Source organism: Chryseobacterium culicis, assembly GCF_900108365.1.
Taxonomy (GTDB): Bacteria; Bacteroidota; Bacteroidia; order Flavobacteriales; family Weeksellaceae; genus Chryseobacterium; species Chryseobacterium culicis.
Genome location: NZ_FNWQ01000001.1, coordinates 53,746 through 71,439, shown reverse-complemented (window position 1 = coordinate 71,439; position 17,694 = coordinate 53,746). Strand labels below are relative to the sequence as shown.

Here is a 17,694-nt window from a genome sequence, read left to right as displayed (position 1 = left end):
AATACCGAATAAACGTTATTTCAAAACTTTTTTTGCATAAAAATTAGATTATTAATGTTTAAATTTGCGGCCCCTTATAATAACGCATGAAAAAACTTCTACTCGCTTTTTGCTCTTTTTTTTGTCTGCTGGTGAATGCACAACTGGATTCTGAACATTGGATCGCTCCCATGTCTGCAAGCAGCCTCCTTGGCACCCCGAAAGGCTATCTTTATCTTTCAACCAATGAAACAACACCTTTCTCTGTACAGGTATTTAACAATAACAATCTATTTTCTACCGTTCAGGTAAGCAAAGGAAACCCGGTTCAGGTAACCATCCCGAATAATATGATGATTTCCTCTGCTCCATCCGGCCTTTTTACATCCAATTCCATGGGACTGTATGTAAAAGGAAACAAAAAATTCTTTGCAAGCTACAGATTCAGCGTACAGGATCAGGCTGAATTTATTACTTCAAAAGGATTAGCCGCACTCGGAAGAACATTCTTTGCAGGAATGGCTCCCAATACCACAGCCAAACCTTATGTGAACTCCACTATCGGAATAACCGCAACAGAAGATAATACCACCGTAACTTTATCAGGATATAATCCGGCTGTTGTTTTCTCTGACGGAATTTCTGCTCCCTCAAGAACTTTCACCCTTAATAAAGGAAAGTCATACATCATTGAGGCTCAGAGTAATCTTAATTCTAACAACTTAACAGGATTGGTAGGCGCAAAAATTGTTGCCAGCAAACCGATTTCTGTAACTAACGGAAACTTTAACAGTATCTACACTACCCAAAATAACACCAATGTAGATGTGCTGATGGATCAGGCGGTGCCGGTAGAAAGACTGGGAAAAGATTTTGTAATGATGAAAGGAAACGGACCCGCTAATTCAGGAATGGAAGCAGCCGTAGTGATTGCTACGGTAAACAATACAAAGCTTACTGTAAACGGAACCCTTTTGAATAATGTTACCCTTAATGCAGGGCAATACTATGTTGTTCAGGGAACCAACTATGTAAACCAGGTGAACGGAAATTACAATATGAGTATTTCCGCCAATAATAATGTATATGTGTACCAGCTTCTGGCCGGAACTTCCAGTGGAACCGTTTATGCCACAGGGGGAATGAATTTTATACCACCGCTTAGCTGTTTCTTACCCAAGGAAATTAACGAGATCGGATTTATTAACAAGATCGGGAATGATACCTTTAATACAAGACTTAATATTATTACTCAGGCTGGTGCTGCTGTGACGATCAATGGAAACCCTATTGCAGCGGGTACAGGCCCGGCTCCGGTAACAGGAAATCCGAACTGGGTTACGTATTCTATTCCAAGTGTGACAGGAAATATTACTGTAGGTTCTACGAAACCTGTTACAGCAGGTATTGCTGCCGGAAACGGAGCGGTAGGATACGGAGGATATTTTGCAGGATTTTCTTCTGTTCCGGTAATTACAAAAACTGGTGACTGTTATAACGGCGTTCAGCTTTCTGTAGAATCCGGTTATGATGCCTACCAATGGTATCTGAACGGAAACCCGATTACAGGAGCTACTACCCCAACCATCAACCCGGATCTTTACGGCTCCGGAATATACACCTGCTATATCACCAGAACAAACTGTGAATCCAGGCTTACTGCTGAATTTGATTATACTGCTTGTCCGCCTGTCACTACAACTACTTATGATATTGGATCTTGTAATACAAAAATTATCACTCCGGTATTTAGTAATTCAACCCAAACTATTGATCCTTCTTATACCAATATTATTGTATCACCCACCAACGGAAACGTAAGCATAAATCCGACAACAGGACAGCTCATATATACTCCTAATGCTGGTATTACAGCTAATACTACGGATACATTTACTTATTATATTCAGGGGAACGGAAACCCGGCAGCTTTTGAATATTTTAAAATTGTAATCAACACCCATGTTTTTCAGGTAAATAATGCTTCTTTAAATTCTTGCGCAGCTGCTAACGGAAACGGAACATTCAACCTGACTACAGCTAGTGTAACTTCGGAACCCGGGGCAACAGTCACTTATTTCAGTAATCAAAATTTAACAGGGCAGATTGCCAATCCGGCAGCCTATTCAGGACCGGCCGGAACCATATATGCGAAAGTAACTTCTGTCTATGGATGCTCTCAAACAGCCACCATTACTTTAAATACTTATCCTACACCCAATATTAATACAAATAACTTCAATGCCGCAATTTGTGACGATAATTTTGATGGAATTGTAAGTGTTAATTTTACAAACGTAACCCCTCAGATTGTAACCAATCCTGCCAGCTTCACCGTAAAATACTATCTCAGCCAGGCAGACGCTACTGCAGGCAATAACAATACACTTCCTGCCAACTGGACTTTCACCGCGAATACTACCGTTTATATAAGAGTATCCGGGGTCACGGGAGAATGCCCGCCTGCATTTGGACAAATCAACTTTACAATCGGAAATAAAATCCCTTTGATTACCGGTAATGCGCAGGCCGATATCTGCGATAATGATATTAATGGTTCAGAAGCGGTAAATCTTAATGACTACAAATCATTATTTACTGCAGATCCGGGAGTGGTATTATCTTTTTATACTTCACTGGCAAATGCGCAGGCAGGATTAAATCCTATTTCCGCCTCGCAGACACTTACTTCTTTCTCAACGGTGTTATATGTAAGATTTCAAAGCAATACGGCATGTCCTAACACGGCTGTTTTAACTCTTACACTGAAAACACCTAAAAAATCTGAGAAACTTCTTGATCAGGTCATTTGTTCTGATGAAAAAATAATGCTGGACGCAGGTCCCGGATTCACTTCATACCTATGGAGTACAGGGGCTGTATCTTCAAGTATTTCCGTAGGACCCGGATCTTATTATGTAGATCTTGGATCCAACGGGTGTGTATACCGCCAACATGTTAATGTAACAACTTCACAGGCGCCCACTATCACTAAAATTGAAGTAACAGGTACTACAGCAACTGTTTCTGTAAGCGGAGGAACAGCTCCTTACAAATATTCATTAAATGGCTTCGATTATCAGACATCCAATGTTTTTACAGGATTATCCAGAGGCCTTCATACAGTGTATGTCCTAGGATCAGACCGATGCAGCCATGTAACCAAGGAATTTTTAGTGCTGAACTTGATCAATACCATCACTCCGAATGGAGACGGAATTAATGATTTCCTCAATTATTCAGAATTAAGAATCAAAAAAAATGTTTCCATTGAGGTGTCAGACCGCTACGGAGCCTCTGTTTACAAGTCCTCAGACAAAAATTATACCTGGGACGGAAGAGTGAATGGAAGAAATCTTCCTACGGGAACTTATTGGTATATTATCAAATGGATTGAGCCTGACACCCAATTACCAGTTTCGTACTCAGGATGGCTTTTAATTAAAAATCGGGAATAACTTTTTAACATTTATTTAAATTTTATTAAAAGTATTTCATTTTTTATTTTAATTTTGTAGAAATCCTAATTCCATACACATGAAAAGATTTCTACTCAGTCTGGTATTAATTTTTTTGACAATTAATACACTCTTTGCACAAAGGGATACCGAGCACTGGATTGCTCCTTATTATGACAGTGTTGGAGGGTATACTAATATGCTATATCTTTCCACTGATTCATTAACTCCCATTGATGTAACCATTTATAACAATAACGCTGTAGTAACTACGGTTACCATCAGTAAAGGCAGCCCGCAAACTTACAAGGTTACCAATAGCCTTATTTCTACTGGCACCACTACTGAAGCCTTTACTGTTGGTAATAAAGGACTGTATTTAAAAGCTGCAAAACCTTTTTACTGTAGTTTACGACTGGCACAAAGTGTTCATGGAGAAGTTATTACCAGTAAGGGGAAAGCGGGAATTGGAAAAACATTTTTTGTTGCTACAGCGCCCAATACCAATACCAGCACTATTCAAAACTTTACAGCAGGGGTACTCGCCACTGAAGACAATACTAATGTAACAGTATCTTGGAATGGAGCTGCCGGAGTTGTTTTTATTAATGGCTCACCTACAGGTAATACTCATACATTTACGCTGCAGAAAGGTCAGTCCTTCATTCTTGCAGGATCTGGAAGCCAGTCTGGAAATAAGACTGGTTTTATCGGTGCAAAAATAGTTGCTGACAAACCAATAACTCTTACTAACGGAAGCTGTAATGCCAACTTCTCTACTGCTCCGTCAGGGAGTGACCCGGTTCTGGATCAGTCGGTTCCGGTGGATAGACTTGGAAATACTTTTGCAATGGTAAAAACCAGATCTACTGCCCCTAACTTAAATATGGAAGGAGGTCTTATTGTTGCTACTGAAGACAACACTCAGGTATTTTTAAATGGCGGAGGTACTTCTGTTGCAACGCTTGCTGCCGGAGAATGGTACAGAATCAATGAAACCAGCTATGTAGCTCAGGGTACTTCAGGACATTCAAATATGTTCATTTCGACGACTAAAAATGTATATTTATATCAATTTATTGGAATTCTGGGAAGTGATGCCACCAATGGATTCAACTATATTCCGCCATTAAACTGTTTTCTTCCGAGAAAAATTGACGAAATCGGAAAGATTAATGAGATGCCGATCGGTACATCAGGAGCAAGTGCAGTTCAGGATATCATTGTAAAACTGAATATCCTGACAGAAACAGGTTCTACCGTATTGCTAAATGGTATGCCTATCGCCGCAGCAGACGGACCATATCCGGTGGCAGGAAATTCTAACTGGGTTACCTATGGAATTACCGGAGTAACGGGAAATATTAATATTACTTCTACAAAAGCTGTAACGGCTGGTATCAACGGAGGATTTAGTTCTGCCGGATACGGAGGGTATTTTGCAGGATTCTCATCTATCCCCGTAATTGCTAAAAAAACAGGGGAATGTGTACCGGGTATCGTTCTTGAATTAGATGACGGATATGAAACCTACCAATGGTACCGTGACGGAGTAGCTATTTCGGGGGCAACTTCTTTTACTTACACTCCTACCCAATCCGGAAATTATACGGTGAAAGTAACCATGGGAACATGTCCTCCTGTTACAACACCTGTTTATAAAGTACAAACCTGTTTAAAAGAAACCACCCAGGCTCTTAATGCCTGCTCTACTAAAATTATCACGCCTACATTTACTTCTTCCACTCAGACTGTGGTCCCAAGTACAGTAGTCATTTTAACTCCTCCTACAAAAGGGACAGCAGTAGTGAATCCAAACGGAACGATCACTTATACGCCAAATCCCGGATATTTAGGACCAGACAAAATTGTCTACAAGTTCTGTGGAAACTCTGTAGAATTTACAGATTGTGAGCAGGTGACATTAAATCTGACTGTAGTGCCTTTCATCGTAACTGATACTTCTATCAAAGCATGCTGGTATGATGTAGATCCTTACGCTTATTTTGATCTTACAAAAGCAAAAGTAACAGACTATAATGCCGTTACGAAAAAATACTACCGTACGCTGAATGACCTTACAGCAGGTATTAACGAAATTACAACCCCTACGAACTTCCCATCAACAGGAGGATTTGTATATGTGAAAGTAACCACTGCTGAAGGATGTACAGCCAATGCAAAAATTGAATTAATTGTACTTCCAATCAAAAAATCTCCGATCCTTGTAGACCAGTACATCTGTATGGATGCAAAAACTAATCTGGATGCAGGTTCCGGATACGATTCTTACCAATGGAGCACAGGCGCTACTACTTCAGGTATCAGAGATGTAGGCGTTGGAGAATACACCGTAGTACTTGGTAAAAACGGATGTTTCCTTACTCAAACGGTAAAAGTGAAAAAAGTGGAAGATCCGGTAATTCAGACTATTGAGATCAACAACAATACTGCAACAGTAGTGGTAAGCGGTGGTAAAGCTCCTTACAAATATGCAGTTGACGGAACCGCTAACTGGCAGGATTCAAGTACCTTCACAGGATTAAGCAGAGGACAGCATACTTTCTATGTAAAAGATTTTTATAACTGTACCCCTGTTTCGGTAGAAGTTACCATCCCTAATCTATTAAACGCCATTACCCCTAATGGAGATAATGTCAATGACTTTATAGATTACAGTGAACTTGCTTACAAAGAAAATCTAAGCTTCGTAGTCTATGACAGATATGGAAATATGGTATTTACCGGAAATAAATTCAATAACTACAGATGGGACGGAAAACACTTTGATAAGAAGCTGGGAACAGGAACATACTGGTATCACATCACATGGAATGAATCCAATAAAGAAAAGACTCCAATAAAATACACAGGTTGGATTCTTGTTAAAAACAGAGAGTAATAATTAGTTTAAAACTATATTGATAAGCCACGATTGTAATAATCGTGGCTTATTTTTTAGTCCTTGTATAGATTTGTAAAAGCTTTGATTTTAAAATCAAAGCTTTTTTATTAGATTTTCAAGTGTTCAATGCTTTTTATTATTAAATTTGTGATAAATACTACTACTGAATGAAGAAAATTCTATCTTTTTTATTTATATTTTATATTTTCACCTCTACCTTCGCACAATTGGACCGTGAGCACTGGTTCGCTCCGATGGTAGACAGGACAGGCGCACCCAATCCTTATCAGAAACTGTATTTATCTACCAGCAGAACCACCCCTTTTCCGGTAAACATTTATAACAATAATGTTCTGATCGGAACGGTGAATATCAGCAAGAACAACCCTCAGAAATTCGATGTCCTTAGGAATTATATCATTACCACACAACAGACAGATCTGTTTACACCTACTACCAAAGGATTGTATTTAAAAGCAGAATTTCCTTTTTATGCCAATCTGAGATTTTCGGTATTCAACCATGCGGAAATTATTACCTCTAAGGGAATTCCCTCTACCGGAACTACATTTTATGCAGCATCTGCTCCTATCACGGTAAGCAATTCGATCCTGAACTTCATGACCAGCGTACTGGCAACAGAAGACAATACTACGGTTACCATCTCCGGATACAGCCCTACCGTTCAGTTCTCTAACGGGATGACTGGAGCTGCCAATCCAACCATGACTTTTACTTTAAATAAGGGACAATCTTATATCATTGATGGAATTGGAGATATTACAGGAAACTCTGACGGATTCATTGGTTCAAAAATTGTAGCAAACAAACCCGTCAATGTCACCAACGGAAACTTCAATGGGCAATATGCCGGAAATTTCCCTTCCAGTTCCGATATTCTGATGGACCAGGCGGTACCAGTCAACAGGCTTGGAAATGAATTTGCTCTCGTAAAAGGTAACGGACCTATAGGTGCCAATATGGAAGGTGCTGTTGTCATTGCTACGGAAGACAATACGCAAATCTTCGTCAATAATGAAATTCCTCCTATAGCAACCATCAATGCAGGGAAATACTATGTTGTCCCTGATTCCAAATATATTCTTCAGGGAAACGGCCATTACAACTTATATCTGAAAACATCAAAGAATGCGTATGTATACCAGATCTTAGCCGGAGATTCCAACTCGGGAAATGAAACAGCTACAGGAGGATTCAACTTTATTCCTGCTCTCAACTGCTATCTTCCAAAACAGATCAATGAGCTGGGGTTGATTAATGAAAATTTTGTTCACTCCAACGGTAATATCGGAGGAGTTCTGAACATTCCGACAAAACTGAATCTTATTACAGAAAGAGGAGCCAACGTTACCGTAAACAGTGCCACTCCCCTCGCAATTACAGGGCCTTACAACATGACCGGAACCACCAATTGGGTAACCTATGGAATTCCCAATGTAACAGGAACCATCACCGTTGTTTCCGATAAAGCCATTATGGCAGGGATCACAGCGGGAAGTGATGCGGTAGGATATGGAGGATTTTTTGCAGGTTTCCCTACGCAGCCTGTGATTTTACAGTCCGGAAGTGGTTGCATTCCCGGGGTAGTTCTTACGGTAGATCCTCTTATCTATGATACTTATCAATGGTACAGAAACGGAACTATAGTTCCCGGAGCAACAGCGTCTACCATCACCCCTACACTTCCCGGATATTATACCTGTTCTGTTACAATGGGAAGCTGTGCTCCTCTGGTTACGCAGCAGTTTAAAGTTCTGAACTGCACCAAGCTAAGCACTAAAACCTACAATGTCTGTACTTCACAGACCATAACTCCTGCATTAAGCAGCTCTACACAGGCAACTGCTCCCAATACGGTAGCAATTACAACCGCCCCTACACTGGGAACCGCAACAATAAATGCAGCAACTGGAATAATTACCTACACGGTAAATACTCCGGGTACATCAGGAACAGACACATTCACCTACACATTCTGCGGCAATGATCCCGACTTTCCGGATTGTGAAACAGTAACGGTTACCATCAATATTCAGGCTCTTACGGTAATGAATGCAACATTATTTGCCTGCGACATTAACGGACAGGGAACATTCAACCTGACTACCGCTAACGTCACAAGCAATTCTCCGGTTACTATTACCTATTATCCTACCCTTTTGGATGCTCAAAATGAAAACGCAGCAGCACTCATTACCAATACAACAGCCTACAATGCACCCAACGGAACTATTGTATATGCTGTTGTGAAAAATAGTATTGGCTGTAAAAGTATAGCACAAATCACATTATCGCTCTTCAACAAAGCAATTGTTCTGGATAACTACAATGGTATTTTCTGTGATGATAATCTGGATGGCACAATCACGGTCACTCTTTCCAACGTCACTCCTATTGTATTAAATAACCCGAACTACTTTACCACCGTAAGATATTATGCCAATCTTGCTGATGCCAATGCAGGAAACACCAATACACTTCCCAACAACTGGAGCTATACTGCAGCGACCACCATTTATATCAGGGTGGATTCTCCTGATGGATGTGCCACTGTTATCAAACCTTTACAGTTCAGTATCGGGGCTAAAGTAACTTTGATTACCAAAACTGTTACTGAAAGCGTTTGTGATGATAATCTGGATGGAACGAAAAGTGTTAATTTAACCCAGTTTATTCCTCAGTTTACACTGGATCCCAATGTTACCTATACATTTCATGCAACGTTATCAGATGCTCAGAATAATGTAAATATAATTTCGTCTCCAGTGAACATAATTACTTCTCAGACTTACTACATTCGTTTTGAAAAAAATGGAGTGTGTCCTGAAGTAGGTACCCTTATAATCAATATCAAGGTTCCCAAAAAATCTGATATACTTGTAGATAAGGCCATTTGTCCGAAAACTACCACGACCTTGGATGCCGGCCCAGGCTTTGAGAGATATTTATGGAGTACGGGAGCTACTACTCCTTCTATTACCAACGTTGCACCGGGGAGTTATTGGGTAGAACTTACCTTCAATGGCTGTGTTTATAAACAGTACGTGAACGTTACAGAATTACCGCTTCCTATGATTACTTCCATTGAAATAGATGGAACAACGGTAAAAGTAGGAGTTAGCGGCGGCACACCTCCTTATGAATATTCTTTGGACGGAGTCCTGTGGCAGAGCTCCAATGTCTTTACCAACGTGCCAAGAGGAGCTCACAATGTATTTGTAAGAGACTCTAAAATGTGTGAAGAAGTAAAAAAACCTTTTGCTATTATTAATTTGATCAATACCATTACTCCCAACGGAGACGGGTATAATGAAGGAATTGACTATTCTGCATTAATGGCCAATGATAATCTTGTTTTCAGAATCTTTGACAGATATGGAGCAGAAGTATTCCGGGGAACTCCGGAAAACAGATATACCTGGGACGGAAGAGTTGGCGGAAGGTATGTTCCTACGGCAACCTACTGGTATTTTATTACCTGGACAGAATATGGCTCTACACTCACTATAAAATATTCAAGCTGGCTGCTTGTAAAACACAGATAAAACAGACAAGCCGGAAAGAAAGCATACTTGAACTCAGTATTATTTTCTTCCGGCTTCTCTATCTTTATGCATTATTTTTTAGGTTATCGGCACATTTCTAACACTCCTTAACACTTAAATCTTAAAGTTTAATATAACTTTAACCACTATTCATCATCTAATTAGGCAGAATTGCTTTATTTCTATGTAATTTTGCGCATTATATGAAGAAACTGTTTACTCTGCTGCTATTGGTTTTTCTGGCGAAAATTAATGCACAAATATATTCCGGAGAGGTATTTCTGAGAGACAACTCTATTTTATATCTCAATCAGGTATATGTTACGAACCTGAATACTCAAAAAACCGTTCTTACGGACTACAATGGTAATTTTACAATTCCGGCCAATGCTGGAGATGTAATCCGTTTTACGTCCATTGTAACCGAAAGAAAAGATATTAAACTGACTCCACAGTCTATGCAGCAAAAAAATCTCGTCGAGCTTAAGATTGCTTATTATGAGATCCAGGAAATTGTACTCAGCAGATTCAAGCCAACCGGTAACCTTCGGTATGATGTAAATTCATTAAGAAAAGAAGATAAAGCCTATGCTCTTAAGAAAGTAATTGGCCTTCCGGAGCCCAAAGGTGACGGAACTCCTCCTGAACTTCCTGTTGCCGGACTGCGGGATGGCGGACTTACCTTCAGCCTTGAAAGTATCTACGATATTCTTTCTGGCGAAAGGAAGAAAAAACAGCGTTATCAGGCTTATGAAAGAATGAACACTTCCGTTGCCCAGATTAAGAATTATTTGGGGAAAGATTATTTCACGAAGTTCAAAATTCCTGAGAATCTGATTGATAATTTCCTTCAGTTCGTTTATACTTCCGAAAATATTCAGGCGTATGTATTAGCCGGAAATTTCGAAGCGATAAAAATTCCTATTGAGAAATATCTTCCGATTTATCAGAAAAGACTCAGAAGCTCTCACCTTCAGGAGGTGGTAAGCAATAATTAAATTCGTTCCTGTAGATAAAAAATCCATGTAAGATACATGGATTTTTTTATACCTATTTCAGTGGAATTGATTTTTATGCTGTATTATCTGCAAATTATTCAATTTTAACAGCACAATATTCTTTGATATTCAAAAATATGTTTAAATTTATCTCACAAACAAGTGTTTAAAATAAAAACACTGGTATTTCGTTATTCAAAAAACTAACCAACCCAGAAAGTCAATTAAAGAGAAGCACCGAATTTTTAATTTAATATTAATTAATGAAAAAAGTACTTTTACTTCTTTGTTGTATGTTTTTCGTTACGATGTCTGCCCAAAAAAAAGGGAAAGACTACAGTAATATTTTGAAAAGTAAGAATATCTACGAAATCAATGCCTTTCTTAGAGATGCCCATCCTGATGATCCCAAGAGATCTGTCCTGAAGCCCAGGGTAATGGAAATGATGAAAGAATACATCAAAAATGCACATCCGGCTGATCAGAAAGTGAAAGATATGCAGGAAATGCTGGCTATGCTCAAGAGAAGGCCTTCTACAAAGATTACTTTTGATGAAATGAATGCCATCATCAAACAGAAACAGATCGCAAAATATAAGGCTGAACTGGCTGCGAAGAAACCTACGGATGTTTATACTCCAAGTACAGCGCAGAATGCATATGTAATAAATACGGCCGCCAATACGGCGATTCCTAACGCTGAGGCAGAAGAATTCAATATGCTGATGGCGGTATCTCCTGTAGAGCATAAAAACAGAACGGTAAAAATACTCAATTCGTTATTTGATAATGATCCTAATACGAAGGAAGCTATTATATTGATCCAAAATAAGTCAGACTGTAATATCATTGTAAGAATGGAAGGCGTAGGAACCACCAAATACAGACTGGCCGTACCTGCCCATGGTGAAGGTTCAATTGTAATCGAAAAAGGTCAGTATTTATTTACCAGCCTGGTTTGCGGAGCCCAATATGCTTCACAAAAAACAATTGAAAGAGCCATTATGGTAGCCCTGGGAGGGCAGTAATATCCGTTAAAAGCGAATTATCTCTATGTCTTTTACCTGCGAAAGACAGAAAAACTCCATAAATTTTCACTATTTTTGCACTCATTTTATAATTCAATGGGCAAGAACAAATTAGCAAGATTTGCAGAAAACAAAATATTACCGAATGTAATCCAGCCAACAAGGGAAGATGCTTTACAAGGCTTCGAACTTAAAGGAAAATGGAGAGACAATTTCTTTAAAAATGACAATCCGATTGTATTGGAATTAGGTTGTGGAAAAGGAGAATATTCTGTAGGGCTGGCAAAAACATTTCCTGAAAAAAACTTTATCGGAGTTGATATTAAGGGAGCCAGATTCTGGTTTGGCGCTAAAGAAGCTGTAGATAACAATATGACTAATGTGGCTTTTTTAAGAACACAAATTGAGCTTGTCGATTATTTCTTTGCCGAAAATGAGGTAGACGAAATCTGGATCACGTTTCCGGATCCTCAAATAAAATATAAAAGAACAAAACACAGATTAACCCATCCGGACTTTTTAAACCGTTATAAAAAGTTCCTTAAGCCGGGAGGCATCATTCACCTGAAAACCGATTCAGAATTTCTGCATGGGTATACCCTGGGCTACTTACAGGGGGCAGGCTATGAGATCATTTCTGCACATCATGATATCTATGGTGCGCCGGAATATGATCCTAATACAGAACATTTGAGAGATATCAAAACGTATTATGAAGAGCTATTCTCAGCGAAAGGAAAAACAATTACATACATTAAATTCCGGATCAGCTGATGAAATAAAACCTGATGAAAAAAAATTTTTTAACGATTTTATTCTTCACATTTCTTATTCCCAACTTTACACAGGCTCAAAAAAGCAGTAAAGACATTCTAAAAAGCACAAATATCAAAGAAATTGAAGAATACCTGAAGAACGCACACCCTGACGATCCCAAGAAGAGCGTGCTGAAACCTAAGCTTATTGCTTTAAAGAACTCTGAGTGGACAAAAGGTGCCCGCACAGCAAAACCAATGGAAGCAAGGCCCGTAATTGCGGACATACCTAAAAGTGCCATGAGAAATCCTAATTCGGACGATGCTGAAGAGTTTAAAAGGCTTATTGCAGAAACTTCGGTCCAGCATAAGGAAAAAACGGTAAAGGTTCTGAATGCCATGTTTAATGAGGATATTAACCGAAATGAAGCAATTCTCCTGTTCAAAAATAATTCAGACTGTAATATTGTCCTCAGAATTGAAGGAAAAGAGTTTTATAACCTTGCTGTGCCTGCGCATGCAGAAAACTTTATTGTATTGAATAAAGATTCGTACACGCTTAGCAGCAATATCTGCGACATGAAATATTCGTCACGGAAAGACATTAAAAAAAGTATATTTGTAACAATAGAGAATCCGAATCAGCCTCAGACAGAAGTGAAATCTGCACAAAAGGAACCAATACCGGAAAAGTCTCCGAAAAAACAAAAATCAAAAAATAAAATAGGATGAGAAAGCTATTTGTTTTTGCCGGCATTTCTTTGATTCTTGCCAGTTGTAATGTAAACTACGGCAGCTACCCGGGAAGAACCTCATACCCTTACCCAACCAGTAATACAGGAAACAGAACCAACACTGAAAGTGAATATAACGAGCTTATAAAAACTTACAAACCGGAAACGGCTGAAGTTCTTAATGATCTTCTTAACAGTGATGATCCTAAGAACCCGAGAACCTCTATTTCTGTAGAAAACAAGTCTCCATGCAATATGGTGCTCACAGTAAGCGGAGGGAATTTTTTCAAGAAAATACCTATTGGTGCAGGAAAAATAGGTTATACAATGGTTCCGAAAAATCAAAATTACAGATTATCAGGAGTTGTTTGTAATTCCACATACCAATCCACTAAGTTTATCACCACCTCCTATTCTATAAAACTTTCAAATTAAAATACAATACAGCCCGCAGAATTCTGCGGGTTTTTAATTTAACAAATAGCTGATGTCTAAAGACTATTGTTTTTTAATTAAATACCTGAAAAACCAGCTGCTCAAAGTACATATTCACAACTGAGTTTAAATGATCACGTTTCCGAAAATAGTAAAGAGCCCTCGGAAGTCCTTTTATTCATGGGAAAAACCGTCAGCCATAAAAATATCCTACTGAATATCATACACATAACAGATATTTCCATATATTTAGAAATACAATGGCGGTATCCGAAAAGCATATAGAGTAGGAAAAAAATTAAAAACTAAAAACCATGAAAAATTTAAAGAAAGTCTCAAGAGGTGAGCTGAGAACAATTAAAGGAGGATACAGAAGCTGTATAGATGGCTGTAATATTGAAATGGGAGAAATGTGCTGCAGCGGTGTATGCAGAATCGGGGTTGTAGTTCCCACTACAGATCCTGATTTTCCAGAATTTACAGTATGCCCCAAGAAGCCTTAATGAATAGTAAACAATAAAAAAACGCTGGATCGAAATCCAGCGTTTTTCCTATATTAAAGAAAATCTTCAATTATTCTGCATCGAAATCAGCATCTGTATCAGCAGATACTTTTTCTCCCTCCTCTTTAGATTTTTCTTTATCAGCTTTTCTCTGAGACTGACCTTCTTTGATAGATTCAGAAACTACGCTAAGGATCATATCAATAGACTTAGAAGCATCATCGTTTCCTGGGATAACGAAGTCAACTTTTCTAGGGTCAGAGTTTGTATCAACGATACCGAAAACTGGAATACCAAGTTTCTTAGCTTCAGTTACCGCGATGTGTTCTCTTAAGATATCAACTACAAATACAGCAGATGGAAGTCTCACCATGTCAGCGATAGAACCTAAGTTCTTCTCAAGGTTAGCTCTTTGTCTGTCAACTTGTAATCTTTCTTTTTTAGATAAAGTTTCGAACGTACCGTCTTTTTTCATTTTGTCGATAGAGTTCATCTTCTTTACAGCCTTTCTGATCGTAACGAAGTTCGTTAGCATACCACCTGGCCATCTTTCAGTAATATAAGGCATATTAAGTTCAGAAGCGTGTTTTGCAACAACTTCTTTCGCTTGCTTTTTAGTCGCTACGAAAAGAACTTTTTTACCTGCAGAAGTTAGTTTTTCTAAAGCGCTGCACGCTTCATCTAATTTAACTGCTGTTTTATGTAAGTCTACAATGTGAATACCGTTTTTCTCCATAAAAATGTATGGAGCCATATTTGGGTTCCACTTTCTAGTCATGTGACCGAAGTGTACGCCAGCCTCTAAAAGGTCTTTTACATTTGCTTTTGCCATGTTTTCTGTTTTTGTTAGTTTACTTTCCGTCTTTTAAACAATCAACAACTTCTTTAGATGGGAGAAGCGTTTGGATGCTAAACGTAACGGGCAATTTTGCTTTAAGCTTCAGGCAGTAAGCCATATGCTTTGAAGCGAATTAAAAATTTTAATAAGTTTTTCAAAAAGCTTATTGCATAATGCTTTAAGCTTACCGCAATTCTTAACGTTTTGAGAATTGGAATCTCTTTCTTGCTTTTTTCTGACCTGGCTTCTTTCTTTCCACCATTCTTGCGTCTCTTGTAAGTAAACCAGCTGGCTTCAATGCTAATCTGAACTCAGCGTTGATTTCGCATAAAGCTCTTGAAATACCTAATCTGATAGCTTCTGCCTGACCTGTATTTCCACCACCGAATACGTTTACGGTAACGTCGTACTGACCAACAGTCTCAGAAAGGATAAACGGTTGGTTTAATTTGTAAACCATCACGTCTGTAGAGAAATATTCTTTAGCATCTTTACCGTTTACTGTAATAACACCAGAACCTGGTTTTACATAAACTCTAGCTACAGAAGTTTTTCTTCTTCCGATTTTGTGAACTATAGACATAATTAATTATTTAAATTCGTTAACATTAATTGTTTTTGGCTGTTGAGCTTCATGTTTGTGCTCAGTTCCTTCATATAAGTAAAGGTTCTTAAGGATAGCAGCTCCTAGTCTGTTTTTAGGTAACATCCCTTTTACAGACTTCTCTAATACCTTTAAAGAATCTTTCTTTTGAAGTTCAGCCGCAGTCATAGACTTCTGTCCACCAGGATATCCTGTATGCCAGATATAAGTCTTATCAGCCCACTTGTTTCCGGAAAGTGTAATTTTCCCAGCATTCAAAACGATCACGTTATCACCACAATCTACGTGAGGTGTAAAGTTCGTTTTGTGCTTACCTCTCAAAATCTTTGCAACCGTAGAAGCTAATCTACCTAACGGCTGTCCTTCAGCGTCTACCACAACCCATTCTTTATTAGCAGTAGCTTTGTTCGCTGAAACAGTTTTGTAACTTAATGTATTCACACGTTTTAGTTAAAGATTAAACATAATTTACCCCTAAAAGGGTGTGCAAAGGTACAAATTATTTTTGTAACCCAAAAACATATTTTATTTAATCTATATTATCTGTGCTACACATCCCATTATCAATAGATTTTAACACTTTTTATCATTTTGGCATAAATCTTGTGAACTGATGTGCCGATGAAAAAAACACTTCGAAGATTCTAAAAACACCAATGAAACAGCAAAGAGTTTTTTCCCTCAACTCTTTCTTTTTATTAAATTTACTTTAAAGATTTCCGCAAAAGACCAATATATAATTATAATTTCACTGAAATAATTATATTTGCGTTAATCATATTCCATATCCATGAGCCACGGAAAACTAAGAGAAGACAACACCTGCCTGAACTGTGGGCATCAGGTTGATGAAAGATTCTGCCCGCACTGCGGACAGGAAAATATTGAAAGCAGGCAGCCTTTTCATTTTCTGTTTACTCATTTCATTGAAGATTTCACGCATTATGACGGGCAGTTCTGGCGAACAATACAATATCTGTTTACCCGCCCGGGCTTACTTACCAAAGAATATCTGTCTGGCAAAAGACAATTATATGTAGCACCCGTAAAACTCTATATATTTATAAGTTTCCTTACCTTTTTCCTTCCCAATGTCTTACCTCACGCTAAAGAGGAAGATGAAAAACCAAGCAAAGTTAAAACGGAAGAACAAGCAAAAAAACAGAAAGAAGTTTCCAAAGACATTGTAAAAGAATTACAAAAAGGAGGCGTCATGTCAAGCGAAACCGCCACTGCCGCACAAAAAGCTCTGGAGGATGACACTTTAAAGATAGAGAATGAAAAACAAAGCGACGAGCTTTTTGACAGTACGTTTGATCCTAAAGAAGCATCTATTATGCATGCTTACTCCATGAAGCAGTATGACTCCATTATGGCCAAAGACGACACCGGAATCTATACGATAATGAGACCTGTAGCGGGAAAAGTATTTGAACTGAAAGAGGACGGATACAGCAAAAATCAGATTTGGGAAAAATATAAAGAAAATTTCATTCACACCATTCCAAAGGCTCTGTTCGTATATCTACCGATATTTGCCTTCTTTTTGTGGCTGTTTCATAATAAGAAAAAATGGTGGTATTTTGATCACGGCATATTTACCCTGCATTACTTTTCATTTCTCTTATTAACGATACTGGTATTTATTGTAGGAGAGAAAATAGCAAGTTTTCTGCCCGCGAATTCTTTACTTACGCTTTTGTATGTCTTAGCGAGCTTAGGGCTTGGACTTTACATGACAGTTTATTTCTTTGCCGCGCATCACAGGGTATATGAAACTAAAAAAAGAATCAGTATTCTGAAAGGTTCTTTATTATTTATTATCAATTATATTGGATTGATTATGATGTTTATGGTACTGATGTACCTGAGCTTTATCATGCTTCATTAG

At 38.4% G+C, this 17,694-nt stretch carries 13 protein-coding genes; 10 read left to right on the top strand and 3 right to left on the bottom strand.

The features are described 5' to 3' along the window. The first annotated feature begins 86 nt into the window (after nt 1-86). The 9 genes from BLW74_RS00295 (at nt 87) to BLW74_RS00255 (ending at nt 14,361) form a co-directional block, all read left to right on the top strand. Entirely contained in the window at nt 87-3,437 is a 3,351-nt protein-coding gene (locus BLW74_RS00295) for a T9SS type B sorting domain-containing protein (RefSeq protein WP_089689497.1), read from the top strand. 79 nt (nt 3,438-3,516) lie between these two features. Then, nucleotides 3,517-6,339 (top strand): T9SS type B sorting domain-containing protein, encoded by a 2,823-nt coding sequence (locus BLW74_RS00290; RefSeq protein ID WP_089689496.1) that lies wholly within the window; start codon nt 3,517-3,519, stop codon nt 6,337-6,339. A gap of 170 nt (nt 6,340-6,509) precedes the next feature. Then, on the top strand, nt 6,510-9,908 hold the full coding sequence (locus BLW74_RS00285) for a T9SS type B sorting domain-containing protein (RefSeq protein ID WP_167358353.1): 3,399 nt from the start codon (nt 6,510-6,512) through the stop codon (nt 9,906-9,908). Between the two features lie 203 nt (nt 9,909-10,111). After that, nucleotides 10,112-10,906 (top strand): hypothetical protein, encoded by a 795-nt coding sequence (locus BLW74_RS00280; protein ID WP_089689495.1) that lies wholly within the window; start codon nt 10,112-10,114, stop codon nt 10,904-10,906. Between the two features lie 263 nt (nt 10,907-11,169). Further along, nucleotides 11,170-11,934: a DUF6759 domain-containing protein gene (locus tag BLW74_RS00275; RefSeq protein WP_089689494.1), complete on the top strand. Its 765-nt coding sequence runs from the start codon at nt 11,170-11,172 to the stop codon at nt 11,932-11,934. Nucleotides 11,935-12,030: 96 nt separating this feature from the next. Beyond that, the gene (gene trmB / locus BLW74_RS00270; RefSeq protein WP_089689493.1) at nt 12,031-12,708 is read left to right on the top strand and encodes a tRNA (guanosine(46)-N7)-methyltransferase TrmB; all 678 of its coding nucleotides are present in this window, start codon (nt 12,031-12,033) and stop codon (nt 12,706-12,708) included. A gap of 14 nt (nt 12,709-12,722) precedes the next feature. Further along, nucleotides 12,723-13,421 carry a DUF6759 domain-containing protein gene (locus BLW74_RS00265; protein WP_089689492.1) on the top strand — a complete coding sequence of 233 codons (699 nt, stop codon included), beginning with the start codon at nt 12,723-12,725 and terminating at the stop codon, nt 13,419-13,421. Next, a complete protein-coding gene (locus BLW74_RS00260; RefSeq protein ID WP_089689491.1) occupies nt 13,418-13,858 on the top strand; it encodes a DUF6759 domain-containing protein in 441 nt (146 codons plus the stop codon). Before BLW74_RS00265 ends, BLW74_RS00260 begins: the two co-directional genes overlap by 4 nt. A 314-nt stretch (nt 13,859-14,172) precedes the next feature. Beyond that, complete coding sequence (locus BLW74_RS00255) at nt 14,173-14,361, top strand: bacteriocin-like protein (protein WP_089689490.1); 189 nt, start codon at nt 14,173-14,175, stop codon at nt 14,359-14,361. A 70-nt stretch (nt 14,362-14,431) separates the two neighbouring features. Here BLW74_RS00255 and rpsB read toward each other — a convergent pair whose 3' ends face one another. The 3 genes from rpsB to rplM all read right to left on the bottom strand — a co-directional run bounded on the left by rpsB (nt 14,432) and on the right by rplM (nt 16,244). Further along, nucleotides 14,432-15,193, bottom strand: coding sequence for a 30S ribosomal protein S2 (rpsB, locus tag BLW74_RS00250; protein ID WP_034692922.1), 762 nt, complete (start codon nt 15,191-15,193; stop codon nt 14,432-14,434). A 202-nt stretch (nt 15,194-15,395) separates the two neighbouring features. Continuing rightward, nucleotides 15,396-15,782, bottom strand: a complete 387-nt coding sequence (gene rpsI / locus BLW74_RS00245; protein ID WP_002976218.1) for a 30S ribosomal protein S9 — start codon at nt 15,780-15,782, stop codon at nt 15,396-15,398. Between the two features lie 6 nt (nt 15,783-15,788). Then, a complete protein-coding gene (rplM, locus tag BLW74_RS00240; protein ID WP_027375420.1) occupies nt 15,789-16,244 on the bottom strand; it encodes a 50S ribosomal protein L13 in 456 nt (151 codons plus the stop codon). Nucleotides 16,245-16,593: 349 nt separating this feature from the next. Here rplM and BLW74_RS00235 point away from each other — a divergent pair, with 349 nt between their 5' ends. Continuing rightward, nucleotides 16,594-17,694, top strand: coding sequence for a DUF3667 domain-containing protein (locus tag BLW74_RS00235; RefSeq protein ID WP_089689489.1), 1,101 nt, complete (start codon nt 16,594-16,596; stop codon nt 17,692-17,694).

Excerpts from the sequence above, each read along its gene's own strand:
- BLW74_RS00295 (WP_089689497.1), top strand. The coding sequence starts at position 87 with ATGAAAAAACTTCTACTCGCTTTTTGCTCTTTTTTTTGTCTGCTGGTG.
- BLW74_RS00290 (WP_089689496.1), top strand. The coding sequence starts at position 3,517 with ATGAAAAGATTTCTACTCAGTCTGGTATTAATTTTTTTGACAATTAAT.
- BLW74_RS00285 (WP_167358353.1), top strand. The coding sequence starts at position 6,510 with ATGAAGAAAATTCTATCTTTTTTATTTATATTTTATATTTTCACCTCT.
- BLW74_RS00280 (WP_089689495.1), top strand. The coding sequence starts at position 10,112 with ATGAAGAAACTGTTTACTCTGCTGCTATTGGTTTTTCTGGCGAAAATT.
- BLW74_RS00275 (WP_089689494.1), top strand. The coding sequence starts at position 11,170 with ATGAAAAAAGTACTTTTACTTCTTTGTTGTATGTTTTTCGTTACGATG.
- trmB (WP_089689493.1), top strand. The coding sequence starts at position 12,031 with ATGGGCAAGAACAAATTAGCAAGATTTGCAGAAAACAAAATATTACCG.
- BLW74_RS00265 (WP_089689492.1), top strand. The coding sequence starts at position 12,723 with ATGAAAAAAAATTTTTTAACGATTTTATTCTTCACATTTCTTATTCCC.
- BLW74_RS00260 (WP_089689491.1), top strand. The coding sequence starts at position 13,418 with ATGAGAAAGCTATTTGTTTTTGCCGGCATTTCTTTGATTCTTGCCAGT.
- BLW74_RS00255 (WP_089689490.1), top strand. The coding sequence starts at position 14,173 with ATGAAAAATTTAAAGAAAGTCTCAAGAGGTGAGCTGAGAACAATTAAA.
- rpsB (WP_034692922.1), bottom strand. The coding sequence starts at position 15,193 with ATGGCAAAAGCAAATGTAAAAGACCTTTTAGAGGCTGGCGTACACTTC.
- rpsI (WP_002976218.1), bottom strand. The coding sequence starts at position 15,782 with ATGTCTATAGTTCACAAAATCGGAAGAAGAAAAACTTCTGTAGCTAGA.
- BLW74_RS00235 (WP_089689489.1), top strand. The coding sequence starts at position 16,594 with ATGAGCCACGGAAAACTAAGAGAAGACAACACCTGCCTGAACTGTGGG.